Here is a 19,154-nt window from a genome sequence, read left to right on the forward strand (position 1 = left end):
ATCCTTAAAGCATCGATTTAAGCGCTGATTTGATCAGCGATTCGGAGTCTATACCATCAACATACACAGCTGAAACGGCTTTACTGGCTTGTGCAGGTTTGTATCCCAGCGACAACAGTGCGCCAATAGCATCCTCTTCAGCGGTATTGGCAACAACAGGGGCGGTGTAGTTTGATTGCAACATAAACTCTCTTTCAGAACCTGCAGAAGCTTCCATTAGGCTCTTGAGCTTATCTCGCATCTCGACCAACAAGCGTTCTGCGGTTTTCTTACCGACTCCCGGCAGTTTGACCAAAGTGACAATATCATCTCGTTCCACACAAGCAACAAATTCTGCTGCCGTCATACCAGATAGAATCGTTAGCGCGAGTTTTGGCCCAACGCCATTGGTTTTAATCAGCAACCTAAATAATGCACGTTCCTGCTTAGAGATAAAACCATACAGTAGCTGCGCATCTTCTCTCACAACGAAATGGGTAAAAATAACAGCCTCTAGCCCAATATCGGGTAATTCGTAAAAGCTGGTCAGTGGCATTTGAATTTCATACCCAACACCAACAACATCAATGAGCACTTCTGGCGCTTGTTTTTCTACGAGTAGACCACGTATACGACCAATCATTTATATCTTCCGTATGTTCTTGAACTTGCCTTGCCGCCCATGGCAATCAAGCTTTGATTTGTATGATAATGACATACCGCAACGCCTAGTGCGTCAGCAGCATCGGCTTGGGGTGCACTTGGCAATTTTAAAAGCTGTTGGATCATATGCTGAACTTGCGACTTTTGTGCCCTGCCCGTGCCAACAACTGCACTTTTTATTTGGGTCGCGCTGTATTCGGCAACGGGTAAATTGGCTGCTGTTGCGGCGACTATGGCCGCGCCTCGAGCCTGCCCCAGCTTAAGTGCAGAATCAGCATTCTTGGCCATAAAAACCCGCTCTATGGCAAATTCATCGGGTTGGTACTGTCTGATAATTTCAGATAACCCATCGAAAATTTGCTTAAGACGCAATGGTAATTCGTCTGAACTTGTTCTGATACAACCGCTACCAACATAAACTTGTTGGCGGCCCACACAATTAATCACTCCGTAACCAGTGATCCTAGAACCAGGGTCAACCCCTAAAATTATCGCCATAAAAGCTTATTCTAGCCCCGCCATGACATCGTCAGAGATATCACCATTGTGGTAAACCTCTTGTACATCATCATGATCTTCAAGATTATCGATTAAGCGTAAAAACTTAGCTGCGGTGCTCGCATCAAGTTCTGCTTTGGTAGATGGCAACATAGTGACTTCAGCATTAACCGCTTCAAGCCCTGCTGCATCCAAAGCATCTTTTACAACACCAAAGTCCTCTGGGGTGGTAAACACATCGACTGAACCATCATCATGGGCAACGACATCATCAGCACCCGCTTCAAGGGCTGCGTCCATTACGGTATCTTCATCAACGTCTTGATAAGAAATAATGCCTTTCTTATCGAACAAGTATGACACAGAGCCGTCAGTCCCTAAGTTGCCACCTGACTTACTAAATGCGTTTCTGACACCAGAAACCGTACGGTTTTTGTTATCGGTCATGGTTTCAACCAATACCGCTGTCCCACCAGGGCCATAACCTTCGTAGATTATCGTTTCTAATATTTGACCCTCTAACTCGCCGGCGCCACGTTTTATTGCGCGCTCAACCGTGTCACGAGTCATGTTATTCGATAATGATTTATCAATGGCAGCACGTAATCTAGGATTTGCATCTGGATCTGAGCCACCTTCTCTTGCAGCAACAGTAAGCTCACGAATAAATTTAGTAAAAAGCTTACCGCGTTTTGCATCTTGCGCTGCTTTACGGTGCTTAATATTGTCCCATTTACTATGACCTGCCATCTCTTTCTCCTAGATTCGATTCATTAACGAATAAACATTGAGCCCTGTTTGCCAAAATTATTCGAAAAAAAAGCCGAGTCTACACTCGGCTCTTTTTAACAGTGCTTATTGCTCGTCTTTGCTTTCGTCCACAATGACCTGAATACCCAATTCAACTAACTGCACTGTATTGGCCAAGCTTGGTGCATTTGTTAATGGACACGCTGCCGTCGTTGTCTTCGGGAACGCCATAACATCACGAATTGAGCTTGCGCCCGTCATTAGCATGATGATGCGATCTAAACCAAACGCTAAACCTGCGTGTGGTGGCGTACCATAACGTAGCGCTTCAAGTAAGAAACCAAACTTTTCGTTAGCTTCTTCATCATTAATACCCAGAATTCTAAATACCGCTGACTGCATTTCACTATTGTGGATACGGACCGAACCACCACCTAACTCACAACCATTGAGCACCATATCGTAGGCATCTGAAATAGCATCCGTTGGATTAGCTTCAAGTTCTGCTGCTGTCATATTGCTCGGCGCGGTAAATGGATGATGCATTGCATGCAAGCCACCATCTGAAGTGGGTTCGAACATTGGGAAATCGACAACCCAAAGAGGTTTCCAATCGCCTTGTAGCAATTCAAAGTCTTCACCGGCCTTTAGACGAAGTGCACCCATTGCCTCGGCAACGATGTTCGCTTTATCTGCGCCAAATAGAATTAGGTCACCATCTTTTGCGCCGGTGCGCTCAAGCAGTGCTTTAACAACATCTTCACTCAAGAACTTAAGCACTGGAGATTGAATCCCTTCCATGCCTTTATCAAGTTCTTTGACTTTCATCCAGGCTAAGCCTTTAGCGCCATAGATAGTCGCGTACTTTGCATACTCATCTAACTGCTTACGAGAAAGCTTTGCTCCACCTGGGATGCTTAGCACTGCAACGCGCCCTTCAGGATCATTTGCAGGTCCATTGAATACCGCAAACTCAACATCTTTGACAAGATCAGCAACGTCAATCAACTCAAGCGGATTACGCAGATCAGGCTTATCAGAGCCGTAACGTCGCATCGCTTCTGCAAAGGTCATTTTAGGAAACTCACCCAAATCGACATTTAACAGCTCTTTAAATAGACCCCGCATCATCTCTTCTGTTTTAGCCATCACTTGCTTTGATGACATAAACGAAGTTTCGATATCTATTTGAGTAAACTCAGGCTGACGGTCAGCACGTAAGTCTTCATCACGGAAGCACTTAACGATTTGGTAGTAACGGTCAAACCCAGACATCATCAACAACTGCTTAAATAGCTGTGGAGATTGTGGCAGTGCGAAGAACTGACCTTTATAAGTCCGGCTTGGCACTAAATAATCACGTGCACCTTCTGGGGTCGCTTTAGTCAAAATTGGCGTTTCAATATCTAAGAAACCGTTACCATCAAGAAAACGTCTAACAGCGCTAGTCACTTTAGAGCGGAAGACGATGCGTTCAGCCATTTCAGGGCGACGTAAGTCCAAATAACGATACTTTAAGCGCTGCTCTTCAGTATTATGCTGGTTCTTGTCCATATTAATCGGTAGCGGAGCAGAACTGTTTAATACGTTAAGTTCTAATCCTAAGATCTCGATTTCACCGGTACGCATACCGGCGTTAATCTGGCTATCAGGTCTCGCTCTAACTTGGCCCTTGATTTGCACACAGAATTCGCTGCGCAAGGTACTTGCCATCTCAAACACTTCAGGAAGATCTGGATCATATACAACTTGAACAATGCCTTCTCTATCACGCAAATCGAGAAAAACAACGCCGCCTAAATCTCGGCTACGATTAACCCAACCCACTAGGGTTACTTCTTGACCAACGTGAGACTTATTAACGTCTCCACAATAATGACTGCGCATTTAACTCTTTCCTTTATTCCGCAAAGCGATGTTTGAGGATCTGGTTCAAAACAAGACAAAGCGGCATTATAGAGATATATTGCCGTTTTCCAAATAACTTATCGACTAGTCGGCTAAGTATCCGCCAATTTCCAAAAAAAATGAATATATTTAGGCTAATGTTACTGCTGTAGCGAATTTCTGGATGATTTTCCGCCAGCATTCTTAGCGCGGTACATATGTCTATCCGCTGTCTTCAATAAGGTATCTACACTGTCACCATCTGCGGGGTACAACGCGATGCCCATACTGGCAGAAGCTGATAATGACAGTTCGTCAATAACAAAGGGGCTAGACAAACGCTGTAGCAAAAGTTCTGCGACCTCATCAACTGCTGATATCGAATCGACTTGATTAAGAATGATGATGAACTCATCACCCCCTAATCGACCTATCGTGTCAGACCGCCTAACAGCGCCGATTAATGCTTCGCTAACCGCAATAAGATAATCGTCACCAACATGGTGACCGTATTCATCATTAATGGCTTTAAAACCATCAAGATCAACAAAAATAACTGCAAACTGTGACATTTCTCGACCATGGGTCAATATAGCCTGCTCTAATCGTTCCTCTATCATCGAGCGATTAGGCAGCTTGGTTAAGCTGTCATGCTTGGCAAATTGGGCCATTTTATTTTCAGCCGTAATTCTTAATGCCACTTCTTTGCGTAAACGCCTATTTGCCAACAGTGCCATAATAACCAGTACAGCAAGTGCACAAAAAACGATAATGCCTAAGCGCAATCTGTTTTCAAAATCCTCACGGCCAAACTCTATCGTTTGTGATACCCATTTTTGATGGATTTTCTGCTGCTGAGAACGATCAATATTGGCAATAACGCTATCGATATAGGGTACCAAAAGCTGTTTGCTCTTATTGATCCCTATATGGCTACGTTGCTCAGAAAAATCAATCAATATTGACATTTTGAGTTCAGAAAATTGCCCCTTATTCAGACCAGCACTAAGATTCATCACTTTATCGATAAAAACGTCCGCCCGACCTTCATCAACAGCATTAAGACCTGCGGGACTATCAGGCACCAATACCAACTTCAATGTTGGGTAGTCACGCATTAAATCGCTAATAATATGGTATCCCTCCACAACAGCAAGCCGCAGTCCTTTAAGCTCCGTTAAGCTAAAGTTATTAACGCTATCTAACGAGGTCACAAGTCCCCATGGTGCCGGCCAATAGGGTCTTGAAAAAGCCAGTTGTTGTTGACGCTGCTCAGTGGGTGCAATACTACCCGCCATGTCGATTTCACCACGCAGTAGTGCATCAAGCAATGCTTGCCAGTCACTGAATGCGACATACTTCAGTTTCAGCCCTAACTCCTGCGAAATAATCTTGAATATCTCGCTATTAATCCCTGCGTAATCGCCGTTGTCGCTTATATATTCCATCGGGGCCCAATTACTAACAAAACCCACTTTAATATCACCCATGCCCTTTATCATGGCGCGCTGTTTAGCGTTCAGCAGAATGAGGTCTTTAGTCGCTGAATAAATTCTATCCTCAGGGTTTAAAATCCACTTTGTTTCTATCGCGGCTAGCTCCGCCGACGTCATCGCATTGAACCCAGCTGCAATACGTTCGGAAAAATCGATATCACTACCTCGATTTAATACATATAGATCCGTTTTAAAATGAAGCGGTTTAAACTGGTGAAAGTCTTGCCATCGACCTTTTAATAATAAATAGTGTTGCGTCCATGCTGCTGCCGCAATAAAGCCATCCACTCTGCCAGATTCTGTGGCTGCTATCATCTGTTGTACATCGGCAACATAGTAGAAATCTGAATCAGGTAAAGCCTCAATCAGCTCGGCTAGATAAGGCGATGTCGGCGCCACAGCAAATACTTTACCCTTAAGCTCTTCTACCGTTTTAAAAGGGGCTTTAAAGGAAAACAGTCTGCTGCTAACTTGATAGATTAAATGTGCTCGATTGAGTCCTGACTTCATCGACTCACTCTCAGGGTAAGCTAGCTGCACATCTGCGAACCCTTTTTTAACATTCGCTATTGCTTGTTGCATATCGCCAGCAATAAAGCGGATCGGCAAACCGGTTTTATCCGACCATAGTTTCCAAATATCAACCAGTAACCCATGTGGTAAACCGCTTGGACCTATATCAGCATAAGGCTCTATCCCCGTCTGCATAGCAATAACAACTTCGTGTTGGCTGCTTTGTATACCTAACCACTCTCGTTCAATTCTATTAGTTTCTGCTTGATCAACTAAACTAAATCCCTGCATTACGGATTGCAAAGATGACAACTTGCCTTTTTTAACGGCTGGATAGAATGCAAATTCACTGATCGCGATACGGCGGTTAAACGGAAATGACATGATGACTTTTTGGCTAATATTGCTCTCACGCAGATACCCTTCGAGACCTGCGAAAATAAAAATCTCATTGTTAATAACCGCATCCAGTAGCTGCCTGCGACTATCATAATAAGTAAAACTCAGCTTAGGCTCTTTTTCGAGTAACACTTCAATATGGGCAGAGCCCTTAACGACACCAATTTTATAGGGAATGAGCTTTGCTAAGGTGTTGAGATTAATCAATGCTTTATTGATATAGAGGTAGGCATTTACTTTTGATATAGGTTGTGAAAAACCGAACACGTTAAGTCGTGCTGGGGTTTTGGCCATTCCAATGTGAATATCGGCTATTGACTGCTGCACACTGTCTAAAGATTGCTGCCAATTAGCGGGCTGAAATATGATGTCTTGTTGATTAACACGGGACCATTGCCGCCATAAATCGACTAAGAGACCATTAGCAACGCCGTTTTCATCAACATATTGGAACGGGTAACTATCATCGCTCATTGATACCACTAATGGCCGCACGCCATCTTTGGCCGCAGAGAATACTGACGTTGTAAAAAAGACCGCAAAAAAAGCTAGCAGCAGGTAAGCGTTATATTTCAATTACAATCCCTATAAAATGTCAAATATCTGTAAACAATTTGTATTAATAACGCTATTAGACAAAATTTTATGAGGAATTTCCAGTACTAGTCTTGCTGGTTGCCGAGATGTTTAGCTAGAATGAGAGGTTGAATTCCCACGAATTGATCACATGAAACCTTCTCAAGACGACCTATATGCAAAACCGTACCAACAAGTCAGCGATTTTCAATTCGATGATAAAGTGGCTGGTGTGTTTAATGACATGATCCGTAGATCTGTACCTGGATACGGGCAAATCATTAATACTATTGGAGATTTAGCACAAAAATATGCTATACCAAACAGCAAAGTGTATGATCTAGGCTGCTCTTTAGGTGCCGCAACCTTAAGCATTCGACGTCGAGTAGAAGGTCGTAATTGCCAGATTATCGCGGTAGATAACAGTGAATCCATGATTCAGCGCTGTAAAGAAAACCTTTCAGCTTACGTTAGCGAAACGCCTGTTAAGTTAATCTGTGGTGATATCCGTGATATTGAGATAGAAAATGCCTCTTTAGTTATACTTAATTTTACCATGCAATTTCTTGCGCCTGAACATAGAGAAAGCTTGCTCAAGAAAATCTACGAAGGCTTACTGCCTGGCGGACTTTTAGTCTTATCTGAGAAGCTTTACTTCGAACAGCCTAAGATTCAATCAACGTTAGATGATTTACATCTCGATTTCAAAAGAGCAAATGGTTACAGTGAGTTAGAGATAAGTCAAAAAAGAAGTTCACTCGAGCATGTCATGAAGCCAGATACGCTTCAACAACATGAAATACGGATAAAAGAACAGGGTTTTAGCCAGTTTAGTGTCTGGTTCCAATGTTTTAATTTTGCATCTATGGTGGCAATTAAGTGATAAGTTTTAGCTCGTTTTACAAACAAATTTCGGACTCTAGCCTACAACACTGGTTAGAGACTCTCCCCGCTATCCTCGGTGAGTGGCAACGAGAACATAAGCATGGTTCTTTGCCTAAATGGGAAAAGGTGCTTAATAAATTGCATTACCCTGCGCCCGATAGCATTGATTTTAAAACCAGTGTGACCATAGGCTCTGGTAGCCAGCTATCGGCAGGTGAACAAGAAAAACTTGAAAATCTGTTAGCTATCTTCAAACCTTGGCGTAAAGGCCCATACTCTATCCACGGTGTAGAAATAGATACCGAGTGGCGCTCAGATTGGAAATGGGAGCGTATAGCCCCGCATATTTCACCTTTGGCCAACAGAACGGTACTTGATGTGGGTTGTGGCAGTGGTTATCACATGTGGCGGATGCTGGGTGATGGTGCTAAACATGTGGTCGGTATCGACCCAGCCCCGCTGTTCATGTGTCAGTTTGAAGCCGTTAAAAGAATCGCGGGTAACGACCAGCCGATTCACTTTCTGCCTTTAGGCATTGAAGAGTTGCCACCGCTAGATGCTTTCGACACCGTTTTTTCGATGGGTGTACTTTATCATCGCCGCTCCCCAATCGATCATCTCATCCAACTTAGAGATCAGTTACGCACCGGTGGCGAACTCGTTCTAGAAACCTTAGTCATCGATGGAGATGAGAATACGGTGCTAGTTCCGGAAGATCGCTATGGAAAAATGAATAATGTTTGGTTCTTACCTTCTGTTGCAGCGCTTATGCTTTGGCTTAAAAAGAGTGATTTCATCAATATACGTTGTGTTGATGTTGATATTACCTCTTTAGCAGAACAACGAAGTACGGCCTGGATGCCGAATGAATCATTAGTCGATTACTTAGACCCTAATGATGTTAGCCTTACCGTTGAAGGCTATCCGGCGCCAAAGAGAGCAACAATCATCGCCACAAAGAACCAACCAAATAAAGATTTAATCTAGCCGATAGTAATGGGAAGCACTATGTTAAAGCAGATAATTTGTATCGCCGCCATCGCAACCGCAATCAGTGGTTGTGCAGCAACTAAAGACGCCAACGCGCCTATACCCGTTGATGCAACGGTACTAAAAGCCAGTTTGAATCAACAACAAGTTAATATTGTTAATGCCATCGATTCTTGTAAAGAGATGCAAACAGCAAGCATGACAACATTAGCAGCCCAGCTCGCGCAGTTGGATGCAAAAATCACCGACCTGCATAAGAAAGAGAAGATAGCGGTAGTGCCCGTTGTCGCGCCAAAACAATGCCCTCCGTCACCATTGCAAGGTAAGTTCATTCTGGGTGCGGAGGAAAATGTCTATGTCGATGAAATGAAAGCAAGCTTTAACACTCGAATCGATACAGGTGCAGAGTCATCATCAGTTGATGCTCGTAATATCATTTTATTTGAAAGAGATGGTGACCAATGGGTTCGCTTTGATGTGCTAACTCACGGCGCTAAACAACCAGCACAAACGTTTGAATCTAAAGTCGAACGCTTCGTGCGAATTAAAGAGTCTGATGATAAAACGGACAGACGTCCCGTTATCCATGCACATCTCGAGATTGGTGAATACAAAGCTGAGACAGATCTTAACTTAAGCGACAGAAGTCACTTAGAGTTTCCGCTGTTGCTTGGCCGCAAGTTTATGCAAGATATTGCCGTGGTAGATGTTGGCCAAACTTATATCCATGGAAAGAAAAAAGGCGGTAGTGCATCGTCTGCTTCTCAATAACAGGAATAAAAAATAATGCATTCTAGAAAGCCTTTTTATATTTTAGTTGTCATGCTCTTTATTGCAGGTATCACGGCGAGTGTCTATCGCGGCATTGAGCACAGCGTACCGTTTCTCCCAGGCAAACAAGTTCAAAGTTGGGCTGTAGACGCAAAAGTCAGCTTCCAAGGTACCGGCGAGCCGTCAGAAGTGTCTTTCTCTTTACCAGAAGATCCCGCTTATGAAATCTTAGTCGAAAACGCAACATCACCTGGCTATGGTTTAACCATCACCAATAATAGGTTTGATCGCCGCGCAATATGGTCTATCCGTAGCGCAACGGGTCAACAAGATCTCTATTATAAAGTCACCTTGATCCCAACGGGACAAGAGCGACTGCTTGCCGAGAGTGAACCTGCGGCACCGACGCCCTATATGTGGCCCGCGACTGAAAGCGCTGCAGCGGCACAGGCTACCGAAGAGGTTTGGGCAAAAAGTGCCACTAACCTCTCGTTTGCACAACAGCTTAATCAAGACCTAAATGCCAATGAGCGTAGTCAAAACATTGAACTACTGCTCGCTGGAAACTCGCCCAGTAAACTATTCGTTAGAATGCTGCACAACAAAAGTATCCCGGCGAGAGAAGTCAGTGGATTGTTCCTTGAAGATCAGCGTCGTAGACAACAGTTATCCACTTTTGTTGAGGTCTATAATGATGGTGAATGGCACTTGTTCGACCCGAAAACGGGTAGCCAAGGACGTCCAGAAGATCTATTACTTTGGGATCGCTCAGGAACATCTGTACTGGATGTGATTGGTGGCGTTAACTCACAAGTTAATTTTTCAATGCTACAAGATACCCGTTCAGCTCTGGCGACTGCAATTGATGTGATGAAGAATGACAATGCACTCGATTTCTCCTTGTATCAATTACCGCTTGAAGAGCAAAGCCTGTTTAAAGGCATATTGCTTATCCCAATCGGGGTATTAATGGTGGTATTTTTGCGCGTATTAATCGGCATTAAAACCTCTGGTACGTTTATGCCAGTGCTCATCGCCCTCGCCTTTATACAAACCACACTGATTACCGGACTGGTTGGCTTCTTGCTAATTGTTGCATTTGGCTTGATGATCCGCTCGTACCTGTCCGAGTTGAATCTATTGCTAATATCACGGATCTCTGCGGTGATTATCGTAGTGATAGGCATTATCGGGCTGTTTACCCTGTTATCTTATAAGTTCGGTTTAAGCGAAGGCCTCACGATTACTTTCTTCCCAATGATTATCTTGGCATGGACAATTGAGAGAATGTCTATTCTGTGGGAAGAGGAAGGTGCAAAAGAGGTCTTTATACAAGGCGGTGGTAGCCTATTTGTCGCAACATTGGCTTACTTAGCCATGAGTGCGACTTGGGTTCAACATTGGGTATTTAACTTCCTTGGTATTCATCTGGTGATCTTAGCCCTCGTGCTGTTGATGGGACAATATACCGGTTATCGTCTGCTTGAGCTAAAACGCTTTAAGCCTTTGGCTGGAGAATAATATGTTTCTCGCTAACCCCTCAGCGTTAACGCGTGGCGGTGTTTTAGGTATGAACAAGCGTAATATCGACTATATTGGTCGCTATAACCCGCGTAAGTACTATAAACGAGTCGACGATAAGCTAACCACAAAACAACTCGCCCTTGCTAATAATATTGCCGTACCCGATCTTATTGGTACGGTTTCCGAGCAACATGAGATTAACGATATACCCGCAATGGTGAATGACACTGTTGGTTTTGTTATTAAGCCATCGAAAGGTTCTGGCGGCAAAGGTATTTTAGTGGTCACTAAAGTTGACAATGGCCGCTATTACAAGCCAAACGGTCAGGAGGTTACCCCTTCAGAAGTTTATCGTCATGTCTCAAATGTACTCAGTGGTCTGTTCTCATTAGGCGGTAATCCCGATGTGGCGATTGTTGAAGGATTAATTCAGTTTGATCCGGTTTTTGATGGCTACTCCTATGAAGGTGTGCCCGATATCCGTTTAATCGTGTTTAAAGGCTTCCCGATTATGGGGATGATCCGCCTCTCTACAGCAGCATCAGACGGTAAGGCTAACTTACACCAAGGCGCTGTGGGTGTGGGGGTTGATATTGCTACAGGTAAAGGACTGCATGCCGTTCAGTTTGATAAGCCTATCGACTTGCATCCTGATACCCAAAAAGAGCTAACCGCAATTCAAGTTCCCCAATGGGATACGCTGCTGCATACAGCCTCTAAAGCCTATGAAATGTCTGAGCTCGGCTATTTAGGGACTGATATGGTACTCGATAAATACAGAGGCCCCTTATTACTCGAGCTAAATGCCCGTCCAGGCCTTGCGATTCAAATTGCTAATGGCCGTGGGATCTTGAACAATTTGCGTCATGTAGAGCAGATGCCAAACCACAACATGTCGGTTGAAGAACGCGTGGTGTATGCCAAGAAACACTTTAGTGCTAACAGCTAGATTGAAAGTAAACCTTGTTGGGTTAGTTATCTTGCTCACAAGTATGGTCCATACGGCAGCCAGTGCTGCCGTATCGCCTATTCCACTGCTCGTTGAGCAGTGCCTTCGCTACAATTTCCCTACCGATACTATCGACTCAGCGTTAGACAGTGATACCAATGCAATCACATTCGAGCGGCAGCTTATTGGCTTTTTTAATATTAACGACCGTATTAACTACTATCGTCAATATCCGCTATCTTATGCAGACAGAGAGCTTGTACTCCAATGCCAGCTGTATCTCGCCGATGAACTGGCACTTTATCTAGATAGCTCTCAGTTTCAGTCGTTACAATTTAGCTTTGCTAACAATAAAAGCCAGCAAATTACCGCACTGCTTAAACGTATCAATCAGTTATCGAAAAACAGTCAATCACCCACATACAAAGCACAACTGCATACCGCCCAAGCCGCTTTTAAACAGAAGCTTAGCTCACAAGCATTAAACTTGAATATTTCGGATAAAACATGCGAGCTATCCCATAGCACTGCGGGCGAAGCAGAAAATAGTTTCAACGGTTCATTAGCAAGTTATCTCATAAAACAGCCTGATGAGCAGTGTCGAAAACGTGTTTGGCAAGCCTATCAAGCGCGGGCATCAGATAAAAATAAAACGGCGTTAGCAACCATTACCGCATTGAGACAGCAACAAGCGCTACAAGCGGGCTTTGCTAATTACAGCCAATTCAAGTTAGATGAGCAGATGCTACATTCATCAGAGATTGTTGAGCAATTTTTGTTGTCGCAAACCCATAATATCGAAATAGCTCCCTGGGATCTTGGTCGCGCACTCGCATCAGCACCCTCCTCACATGTCACCGCAATGGATAGCAGTCAATGGTTGGTTTTGGCCGCTAAAGAGCTTGAAGCGTTAGCAATAGGTTTCGAATGGATAAATGAAAAATCAATTCGTGTATGGCATAAGCAGCGACTGCTAGGTGATATCTATTTAACTGAAAATAAAAAAATCGCCATAAAACCGATTCGACAACTTGTGGTAGGCCAACAATTTGGTCAAATTGAACTGTCATTACCCGCCAAATTAAGCCGCTACCAGCAGCAAAGGCAAGCCATTAAAGCCGTTGCAACTGCCGTCAAAAAGCTAAGCAAGGGTCATCAATTTTATCTGCTCAATACCATAAGCGAAACGGCAGATAGCAGTAATATCGACGCATTGTGGCTAGAGTACTGGTTATTAGATAAATTACTTAAAGCACCACAAGCCGGTTCTCGAGAAGCCATTCTGCTGCTCTACTCAGAGCAACTTGTGGTATTTAGATCGAAAGTCGCAATCGATTTATATAGAGCAGGCACAAGGTCAGCGACGTTTGACCATCATCAACAATTTTCGCTAGGCTTTGGAAAGTACTGGGATAAAACAGCAGATGCTCCCTTTACCTTTAGTGCTATTGTTTACGAAGGGCCTCTCTATTATCAAAAGTTATGGCAAAAAAACGTCGCACATTATATATACCAATCCACCAAGGCTTGCCAAGATCAAAGCGCTATTTTTGATACCTTGGTGGTCAATGAACCAGCCGATAGCATTGAAGTGATCCTTCAAACACTATTGGGGTCTCCTATTACAGCTGTTCCACTTATAACAAGGATCCAACATGCCTTCGATGCTAAAAATAAGTACCCTAGCCGTTGCACTTTTTTGCAGCAGTAGTTTTGCATCAGCGCCATTAGTCACAGAAGCAGCTAAAAGCGAAGTCTATCAAGGGATAAAAGCCAATCTTGAAAAGCATCTATTTGAGCTGCCTCCCCGTGTTCAAGGCCACTATGGCATTAGACAATATAGAATGACCGGTGACAGCCGATATGCCAACGCGGCACTGGTCGATCTGTATGCTGTAACCGAAGCTCAAGCCTTCTATGCTTGTAACCTTAATCAAAAAGACTTCATCAGTCACCAAGCCAACCAAGCCATCTCTGTTTTGGGCAAAGGGCCGAGAGCCAAAGCGCGTAAAAAAGCCTTAAAACCTTTCCCAGAATTCATCTTCTATACCGACGTGTTGCTACGTTACTCAAGCCGCATTAATGAATTTGGCCTCACTGGCCCATGTAATGAACAGTTGATTAATACGCTTAAAAAGGCCGATCTTAAAAGTGGGCTTACAGACAAAGCGATGATAAAAACCTGGGCGGCACAACTCATTAACTATGTCTATTGGGCGAAGCAGATTGGTGTTGGTGATTATTTAGCAGATTATAAAGATGCCTTTATTAGTGTCTATCCTGATAGCCAAGATCAGCAGCTCGATAAAAAGCAGTATCGCAATAAACTCTACGGCATGACTCATTTTATTTTCGCCGCCAGTGAATATTATCAACACGATGTAGATGCAAAAGAGTTTGCTTGGATTTTGGATCATTTCGAGCAAAATATTGACCGCATTCTTAAAGATGCTACCGATGATATTATTGCAGAGGTTGGCATTAGCTTTCTGCTTGCTAGGCAAGCAGACCATCCCGTTGTCGAAAAAACACAGCGGCATATTATCAAAGCATTCAATCAACAAGAGCAGATGATCCCTTCTCCCCGTGGTAATCCCGATCTGGTTATGGGTGAGCATCGTAATGTGTTAGCCATGATGCTACTTGATTGGCCAGAAAAGCTGCATAAGGGCCCCTATTTATCAGAGCTTAAAGCAACCAAAAAATACTTGCCGAAGCAAGTTCAAGTTAAACCAAAAACAAATAGTGAACGCTAAACAATGGATAGAGCAAAATCTACATTAGAGCAGTGGCGGATTATACAGGCCGTTGTCGATTACGGCGGTTACGCTCAAGCTGCGGAAAAACTGAATAAAAGTCAGTCTTCACTTAACCACGCCGTTGCTAAGCTGCAATTTCAACTCGGCGTACAGCTGCTTGAAGTCAAAGGCCGTAAAGCGTACCTCACTGAGTGTGGTGAAGTATTGCTACGCCGCTCGCGGCACATTACTCAAGCGGTTAATGAGCTGGAGCTACTAGCCAATAACTTAGAAACGGGCTGGGAGCCAACACTGACCATCGCCCGCGAGATCATCTACCCGATGGAGCATCTCGTTGATGTACTCAGTCAATTTTATCCCCTTAGCCGCGGCACACGCATTACCATTATCGACACGGTGTTAACTGGCACCTCTGAACTTATCATCGATGAGGCCGTTGATATTGCAATCTGTGGTGGGCCGCCGCCAAAAGGTCATTTAGCTGAGCCTTTAATTGATATCGACTTCAATCTAGTCTGTCATCCAGATCATCCACTCGCACAGTTTGAAGTGATAGAAGATGATCAAACCCTAGCTCAGCACCTGCAAATCGTCATTAAGGACACAGCCCTTGGTCCCAACACTGATCTCGGTTGGCTCAAAGCGGAGCAGCGTTGGACAGTGACTAACTTTCATGAAGCGGTTGTTATTTTAAAGAAAGGCATGGGCTTCTGCTGGATCCCAGAGGATATAGTAAGGTCGCTCATTGAAGATGGAGAGCTTAAAAAGCTTAACTTGAAAGGGTCATCTAAGCGCAAAGCAACCCTAAGCATGGTTATTCCCAATAGAGATAAACAAGGGCCTGCAAGTGAGTTAATCGAGTCATTGATAAAAACACATCATCAAATCGCTACTATTTGATGCATAAAAAAACGCTCCTAAGAGCATTTTTTTATTCGTGTTTTCTACACTGTAATATTAATTAAAGTGCCTATTGTCTCAGATGAGGCTTCAATCACCTCAGCTGATGCTTGAGCATGATTAACCGCTTGCGTGGCATTGATGAGCGCCGAGTGGCTATCACTACTATTGGCAGTGGTCGTTGAAGATACCGACTGGCTTGAACTTGCCACATCAACCGTTGCTTGGGTTAGATCAGACTGTGCGCTTTGAAAACCATTGTGCCCTGAAATAATACTTGGGGGTATTTGCATAACGAATCTCACTTTTAGTAAGTGGGTTGATTATCAAGTAACGTACTAAAAATGTACAGCATTTATCATGATAATATAACGTTTGTTAGCGCTGTATGCTTCTACTACCACACCATGCAAAAAGTGAACTTCTATTTATGCAGTAAAGTAAATACGTCGGATATTCACTACAAAGTCTGTTTCACTGCAGTTATTTATTGAACTAAATGACGACTGGGCTAACGAATATAACCGCTGCAATGCTAAATTGGCCTTGTCAGCAACGCCATTCAGCATGAGTACAAGATGCATAGCGTAGTATCCTATTCTCGGCTGCAACAGAGTGCGTAAAACAGTCAGTATTTTTTAAGCCAACTAATGAGCATTCTACTCTCTATATATTAGCGAGATAAAATAGCCACTATTGTTTTTAAATGATACGGTTATAAAGAGATGGTTTAAAAATCAATCAGTCCTTGAAGAGGAACCACACTATATGGATAATCCAAAAATACTCGTTGTTGATGATGACCCTATTTGCTCAAGTCTGCTGTTATCAATACTGGGTGATGATTATCATGTCACTACCATCAATTCAGGCATTCATGCCATTGAACTCGCCAGAAGTTTACAACCTCACTGTATCTTTCTAGATATAATGATGCCGGAAATAAATGGTTATCAAGTGCTTAAAGACTTACAGAGTAATGACTTAACAAGTTTAATCCCGGTGATCATTATTAGCGGCTTGAATGAAGGCTCAGATGAAGATTTGGCGCTACGATTAGGCGCCAAAGACTACATCTTTAAACCTATTAATCCTGATGATGTATACAACAAATTAAAAAAACATCTTAAACAAAATTAGTGGATTGATCTATCCGCAGACTGCATGGCTTACCGATAAGCTGTATGAATAGTATTCAGTGTCTTTTACGAAACCGATTTTTTCATAGAGCGCCTGGGCTGAAAAATTATCTTTAGCCGTACCTAAATCAACACGGATTGAGTCGGTACATTTTGCTAACTCAATAACACTGTTTATCAATTGATTAGCTATGCCCTGCTTTCGATGCAATTCAGACACAAAGAGATCGTTCAATACCATAATTTTAGCCAAAGCAACCGATGAGAATGAGTGGTAGTTTAATACGAAACCAACAGGCTCCTTTGCATCGCTATAAGCCATAAACACCGTAGCTTCCCCCTGAGTTAATCGCTCATTTAAGTAATTACGATACTTTTCAGGTGCAGATGCTTGCTTATAAAACACCATATACTGGTCAAACAGCATCACTAGGTCGTCTAACTCATCGATTGAAACCTTTTTAATATTCACTCTAATATCCTTATCACCAACCAGTAAGGGATACAATATACTATTCATTATGATGTAAAACATCAAAAAATGCCATAAGCAGCAAAGGTTAATCTCTACCAGCCCGTCTCCCAGTCTTTCCACACTGGATTTAAGCCTCGCGCACTCATTGCGGCTGCGACCTGCTGTGGGCTGCGTTCATCGCTGATCTCAAACTGGTCTAATTGAGAGTTGGGTTCATCGTAGCCACCGGGCTGTGTTGAACTGCCGGCACTCACATTGGTCACCCCCAGTGCAAATAGATTATCTCTAAGGGCTGGCGTTTCACGGGTTGATAAACTTATTTCTAATTGTTGATTAAACAATCTGAACGCGCAGATCATCTGTACTAAGCCTTTGTCGGTCAACTCAACTTTCGGTGTAATACCACCAGTACAAGGCCTTAGGCGCGGTAGAGAAATACTATAACGACTACGCCAGTAGTGCTTCTCTAAATAAGCCAGATGATGCCCCATCAATAATGCATCCAAGCGCCAATCATCAAGCCCCAGTAATACGCCTAAACCTATCTTATCAACCCCGGCCTCAGCAACCCGTTCTGGAGATTCAAGCCGATAGCTAAAGTCTTTCTTTTTTCCTCGGGTGTGGTGCTTAGCATATGTCACTGGATTATAGGTTTCTTGATAGACCATCACAGCATCGAGCCCATCCTCTATCAGTGACTCATAATCGCTCTTATCCAACGGCTGAACTTCGATTGCAACATGACTAAACTGCTGCTTTACCAGCGGTAGCATCTGCTTGAAATAGGCTAGACCCACTTTAGTTTCATGCTCTCCCGACACTAACAAAATGGCGTCATAACCCATCTGTTTAATGATGGACATCTCTTTAAGCAGTTCAGCTTCCGATAACGTTTTTCGTTTCAATTTATTACTCATGGTAAAACCACAGTAATCACATTCGTTAGCGCATAAATTAGAAAGATACAGCGGAATGTACATTCCTAGGCTGGCACCAAAACGCTGCCTAGTCAGTGCAACAGAGCGCTGTGCCATCTCTTCAATATAATCTTCTGCTGCTGGAGACAGCAATGCGAGTAAGCTGTTGAGATCGCCAGCCGGGCTTTGCAATGCCCGCTCTACATCTTGCTTTGTTGTCGAATACAAACACATTTGCAGCGCACTGCGAGACAACTTTTTAAACTCATCGACAAAACTCATTAAGCCACCTTCTCACAGCCCGCAGGCAGGTTTAAGTTATCCATTTAGAAAGCCGGTAAGCGGGCTGGTGTTGTTTGCATGTTTGCTCACACTGCCAAGACCGGCAAGATAGGCCGCTCTGCCCGTTTCTACGGCTTGGGCAAAACAACGCCCCATGGCAACAGAATCTGCACTACTGGCAATGGCGGTATTAACGAGTACTGCATCCGCCCCAAGCTCCATCGCTCTTGTCGCTTGTGATGGTGCGCCAATCCCGGCATCAATCACCACTGGCACATTTGACTGTTCAATAATGATCTTAAGAAAGGGCTCAGTCACTAAGCCTTGGTTTGAACCAATCGGACTGCCTAGTGGCATAACGGCTGCGCAGCCCACCTCTTCTAAACGTCGGCACAAGACAGGATCCGCATGCACATAAGGCAATACGACGTAGCCCTGCTCGCATAAAATACGCGCAGCGGCTAAGGTTTCAATAGGATCCGGCATCAGATATTTTGGATCTGGATGGATCTCTAGTTTTATCCAGTTTGTCCCCAGCATTTCGCGAGACAGGTGCGCCGCAAAAATGGCCTCTTTGGCATTGCGCGCACCTGCAGTGTTGGGCAGTAGTTTTACCCCACTGCCTTGCAGTGGCTGTAATATATTATCGCTACCGGTTTTTAAATCGAGGCGTTTAACGGCCAAGGTCACCAATTGAGACTGCGATGCACTTACGGCCGCTAACATATCACTCGCTTGGGAAAACTTACCCGTCCCAGTAAACAATCGAGAGCTAAATTCTGTATCTGCAATTTTTAACACA

General features: G+C 43.7%; 18 protein-coding genes. 9 read left to right on the plus strand and 9 right to left on the minus strand.

Annotated features, from left to right (window positions below; all coding sequences use genetic code 11):
- Positions 1 to 4 precede the first annotated feature (4 nt).
- The 5 genes from ruvA to L2755_RS05045 form a co-directional block, all read right to left on the minus strand.
- A complete protein-coding gene (ruvA, locus tag L2755_RS05025) occupies positions 5 to 622 on the minus strand; it encodes a Holliday junction branch migration protein RuvA (protein ID WP_248979641.1) in 618 nt (205 codons plus the stop codon).
- On the minus strand, positions 619 to 1,140 hold the full coding sequence (ruvC, locus tag L2755_RS05030) for a crossover junction endodeoxyribonuclease RuvC (RefSeq protein WP_248979642.1): 522 nt from the start codon (positions 1,138 to 1,140) through the stop codon (positions 619 to 621). Before ruvC ends, ruvA begins: the two co-directional genes overlap by 4 nt.
- 6 nt (positions 1,141 to 1,146) lie before the next feature.
- Positions 1,147 to 1,890, minus strand: a complete 744-nt coding sequence (locus L2755_RS05035) for a YebC/PmpR family DNA-binding transcriptional regulator (protein WP_248979643.1) — start codon at positions 1,888 to 1,890, stop codon at positions 1,147 to 1,149.
- Between the two features lie 105 nt (positions 1,891 to 1,995).
- Positions 1,996 to 3,777 (minus strand): aspartate--tRNA ligase, encoded by a 1,782-nt coding sequence (gene aspS / locus L2755_RS05040; RefSeq protein WP_248979644.1) that lies wholly within the window; start codon positions 3,775 to 3,777, stop codon positions 1,996 to 1,998.
- 161 nt (positions 3,778 to 3,938) lie between these two features.
- On the minus strand, positions 3,939 to 6,761 hold the full coding sequence (locus L2755_RS05045) for a transporter substrate-binding domain-containing protein (protein WP_248979645.1): 2,823 nt from the start codon (positions 6,759 to 6,761) through the stop codon (positions 3,939 to 3,941).
- A gap of 151 nt (positions 6,762 to 6,912) precedes the next feature.
- Here L2755_RS05045 and cmoA point away from each other — a divergent pair, with 151 nt between their 5' ends.
- Genes cmoA through L2755_RS05085 form a run of 8 tightly spaced genes read left to right on the plus strand, consistent with a single transcriptional unit; the run spans position 6,913 to position 15,539 of the window.
- Entirely contained in the window at positions 6,913 to 7,644 is a 732-nt protein-coding gene (gene cmoA / locus L2755_RS05050) for a carboxy-S-adenosyl-L-methionine synthase CmoA (RefSeq protein WP_248979646.1), read from the plus strand.
- Positions 7,641 to 8,633: a tRNA 5-methoxyuridine(34)/uridine 5-oxyacetic acid(34) synthase CmoB gene (gene cmoB, locus L2755_RS05055; RefSeq protein WP_248979647.1), complete on the plus strand. Its 993-nt coding sequence runs from the start codon at positions 7,641 to 7,643 to the stop codon at positions 8,631 to 8,633. Before cmoA ends, cmoB begins: the two co-directional genes overlap by 4 nt.
- A 21-nt stretch (positions 8,634 to 8,654) precedes the next feature.
- A complete protein-coding gene (locus tag L2755_RS05060; RefSeq protein WP_248979648.1) occupies positions 8,655 to 9,407 on the plus strand; it encodes an ATP-dependent zinc protease family protein in 753 nt (250 codons plus the stop codon).
- A gap of 15 nt (positions 9,408 to 9,422) precedes the next feature.
- On the plus strand, positions 9,423 to 10,928 hold the full coding sequence (locus L2755_RS05065; RefSeq protein WP_248979649.1) for a UUP1 family membrane protein: 1,506 nt from the start codon (positions 9,423 to 9,425) through the stop codon (positions 10,926 to 10,928).
- 1 nt (position 10,929) lies between these two features.
- Complete coding sequence (locus L2755_RS05070) at positions 10,930 to 11,880, plus strand: alpha-L-glutamate ligase-like protein (RefSeq protein ID WP_248979650.1); 951 nt, start codon at positions 10,930 to 10,932, stop codon at positions 11,878 to 11,880.
- Positions 11,849 to 13,591 carry a M3 family metallopeptidase gene (locus L2755_RS05075; protein WP_248979651.1) on the plus strand — a complete coding sequence of 581 codons (1,743 nt, stop codon included), beginning with the start codon at positions 11,849 to 11,851 and terminating at the stop codon, positions 13,589 to 13,591. Before L2755_RS05070 ends, L2755_RS05075 begins: the two co-directional genes overlap by 32 nt.
- Positions 13,536 to 14,636, plus strand: a complete 1,101-nt coding sequence (locus tag L2755_RS05080; RefSeq protein WP_248979652.1) for a DUF3541 domain-containing protein — start codon at positions 13,536 to 13,538, stop codon at positions 14,634 to 14,636. The genes L2755_RS05075 and L2755_RS05080 overlap by 56 nt, the downstream gene beginning before the upstream one ends.
- Before the next feature lie 3 nt (positions 14,637 to 14,639).
- Positions 14,640 to 15,539, plus strand: coding sequence for a LysR family transcriptional regulator (locus L2755_RS05085; RefSeq protein ID WP_248979653.1), 900 nt, complete (start codon positions 14,640 to 14,642; stop codon positions 15,537 to 15,539).
- 44 nt (positions 15,540 to 15,583) lie between these two features.
- Here the strand turns inward: L2755_RS05085 and L2755_RS05090 are convergent, their stop codons facing one another.
- On the minus strand, positions 15,584 to 15,832 hold the full coding sequence (locus L2755_RS05090; protein WP_248979654.1) for a chemotaxis protein: 249 nt from the start codon (positions 15,830 to 15,832) through the stop codon (positions 15,584 to 15,586).
- A gap of 475 nt (positions 15,833 to 16,307) precedes the next feature.
- On the opposite strand from L2755_RS05090, the gene L2755_RS05095 reads away from it, so the two are divergent.
- Positions 16,308 to 16,679 carry a response regulator gene (locus L2755_RS05095; protein WP_248979655.1) on the plus strand — a complete coding sequence of 124 codons (372 nt, stop codon included), beginning with the start codon at positions 16,308 to 16,310 and terminating at the stop codon, positions 16,677 to 16,679.
- A 9-nt stretch (positions 16,680 to 16,688) separates the two neighbouring features.
- On the opposite strand, the gene L2755_RS05100 is transcribed toward L2755_RS05095, so the two are convergent.
- The 3 genes from L2755_RS05100 to L2755_RS05110 form a co-directional block, all read right to left on the minus strand.
- Positions 16,689 to 17,150: a GNAT family N-acetyltransferase gene (locus L2755_RS05100; protein ID WP_248979656.1), complete on the minus strand. Its 462-nt coding sequence runs from the start codon at positions 17,148 to 17,150 to the stop codon at positions 16,689 to 16,691.
- A 95-nt stretch (positions 17,151 to 17,245) separates the two neighbouring features.
- Positions 17,246 to 18,352 carry a 2-iminoacetate synthase ThiH gene (gene thiH, locus L2755_RS05105; RefSeq protein WP_248979657.1) on the minus strand — a complete coding sequence of 369 codons (1,107 nt, stop codon included), beginning with the start codon at positions 18,350 to 18,352 and terminating at the stop codon, positions 17,246 to 17,248.
- Between the two features lie 36 nt (positions 18,353 to 18,388).
- Positions 18,389 to 19,153 (minus strand): thiazole synthase, encoded by a 765-nt coding sequence (locus L2755_RS05110; RefSeq protein ID WP_248979658.1) that lies wholly within the window; start codon positions 19,151 to 19,153, stop codon positions 18,389 to 18,391.
- Position 19,154: the final 1 nt, after the last annotated feature.

The organism is Shewanella abyssi (assembly GCF_023284025.1).
GTDB lineage: Bacteria > Pseudomonadota > Gammaproteobacteria > Enterobacterales > Shewanellaceae > Shewanella > Shewanella abyssi.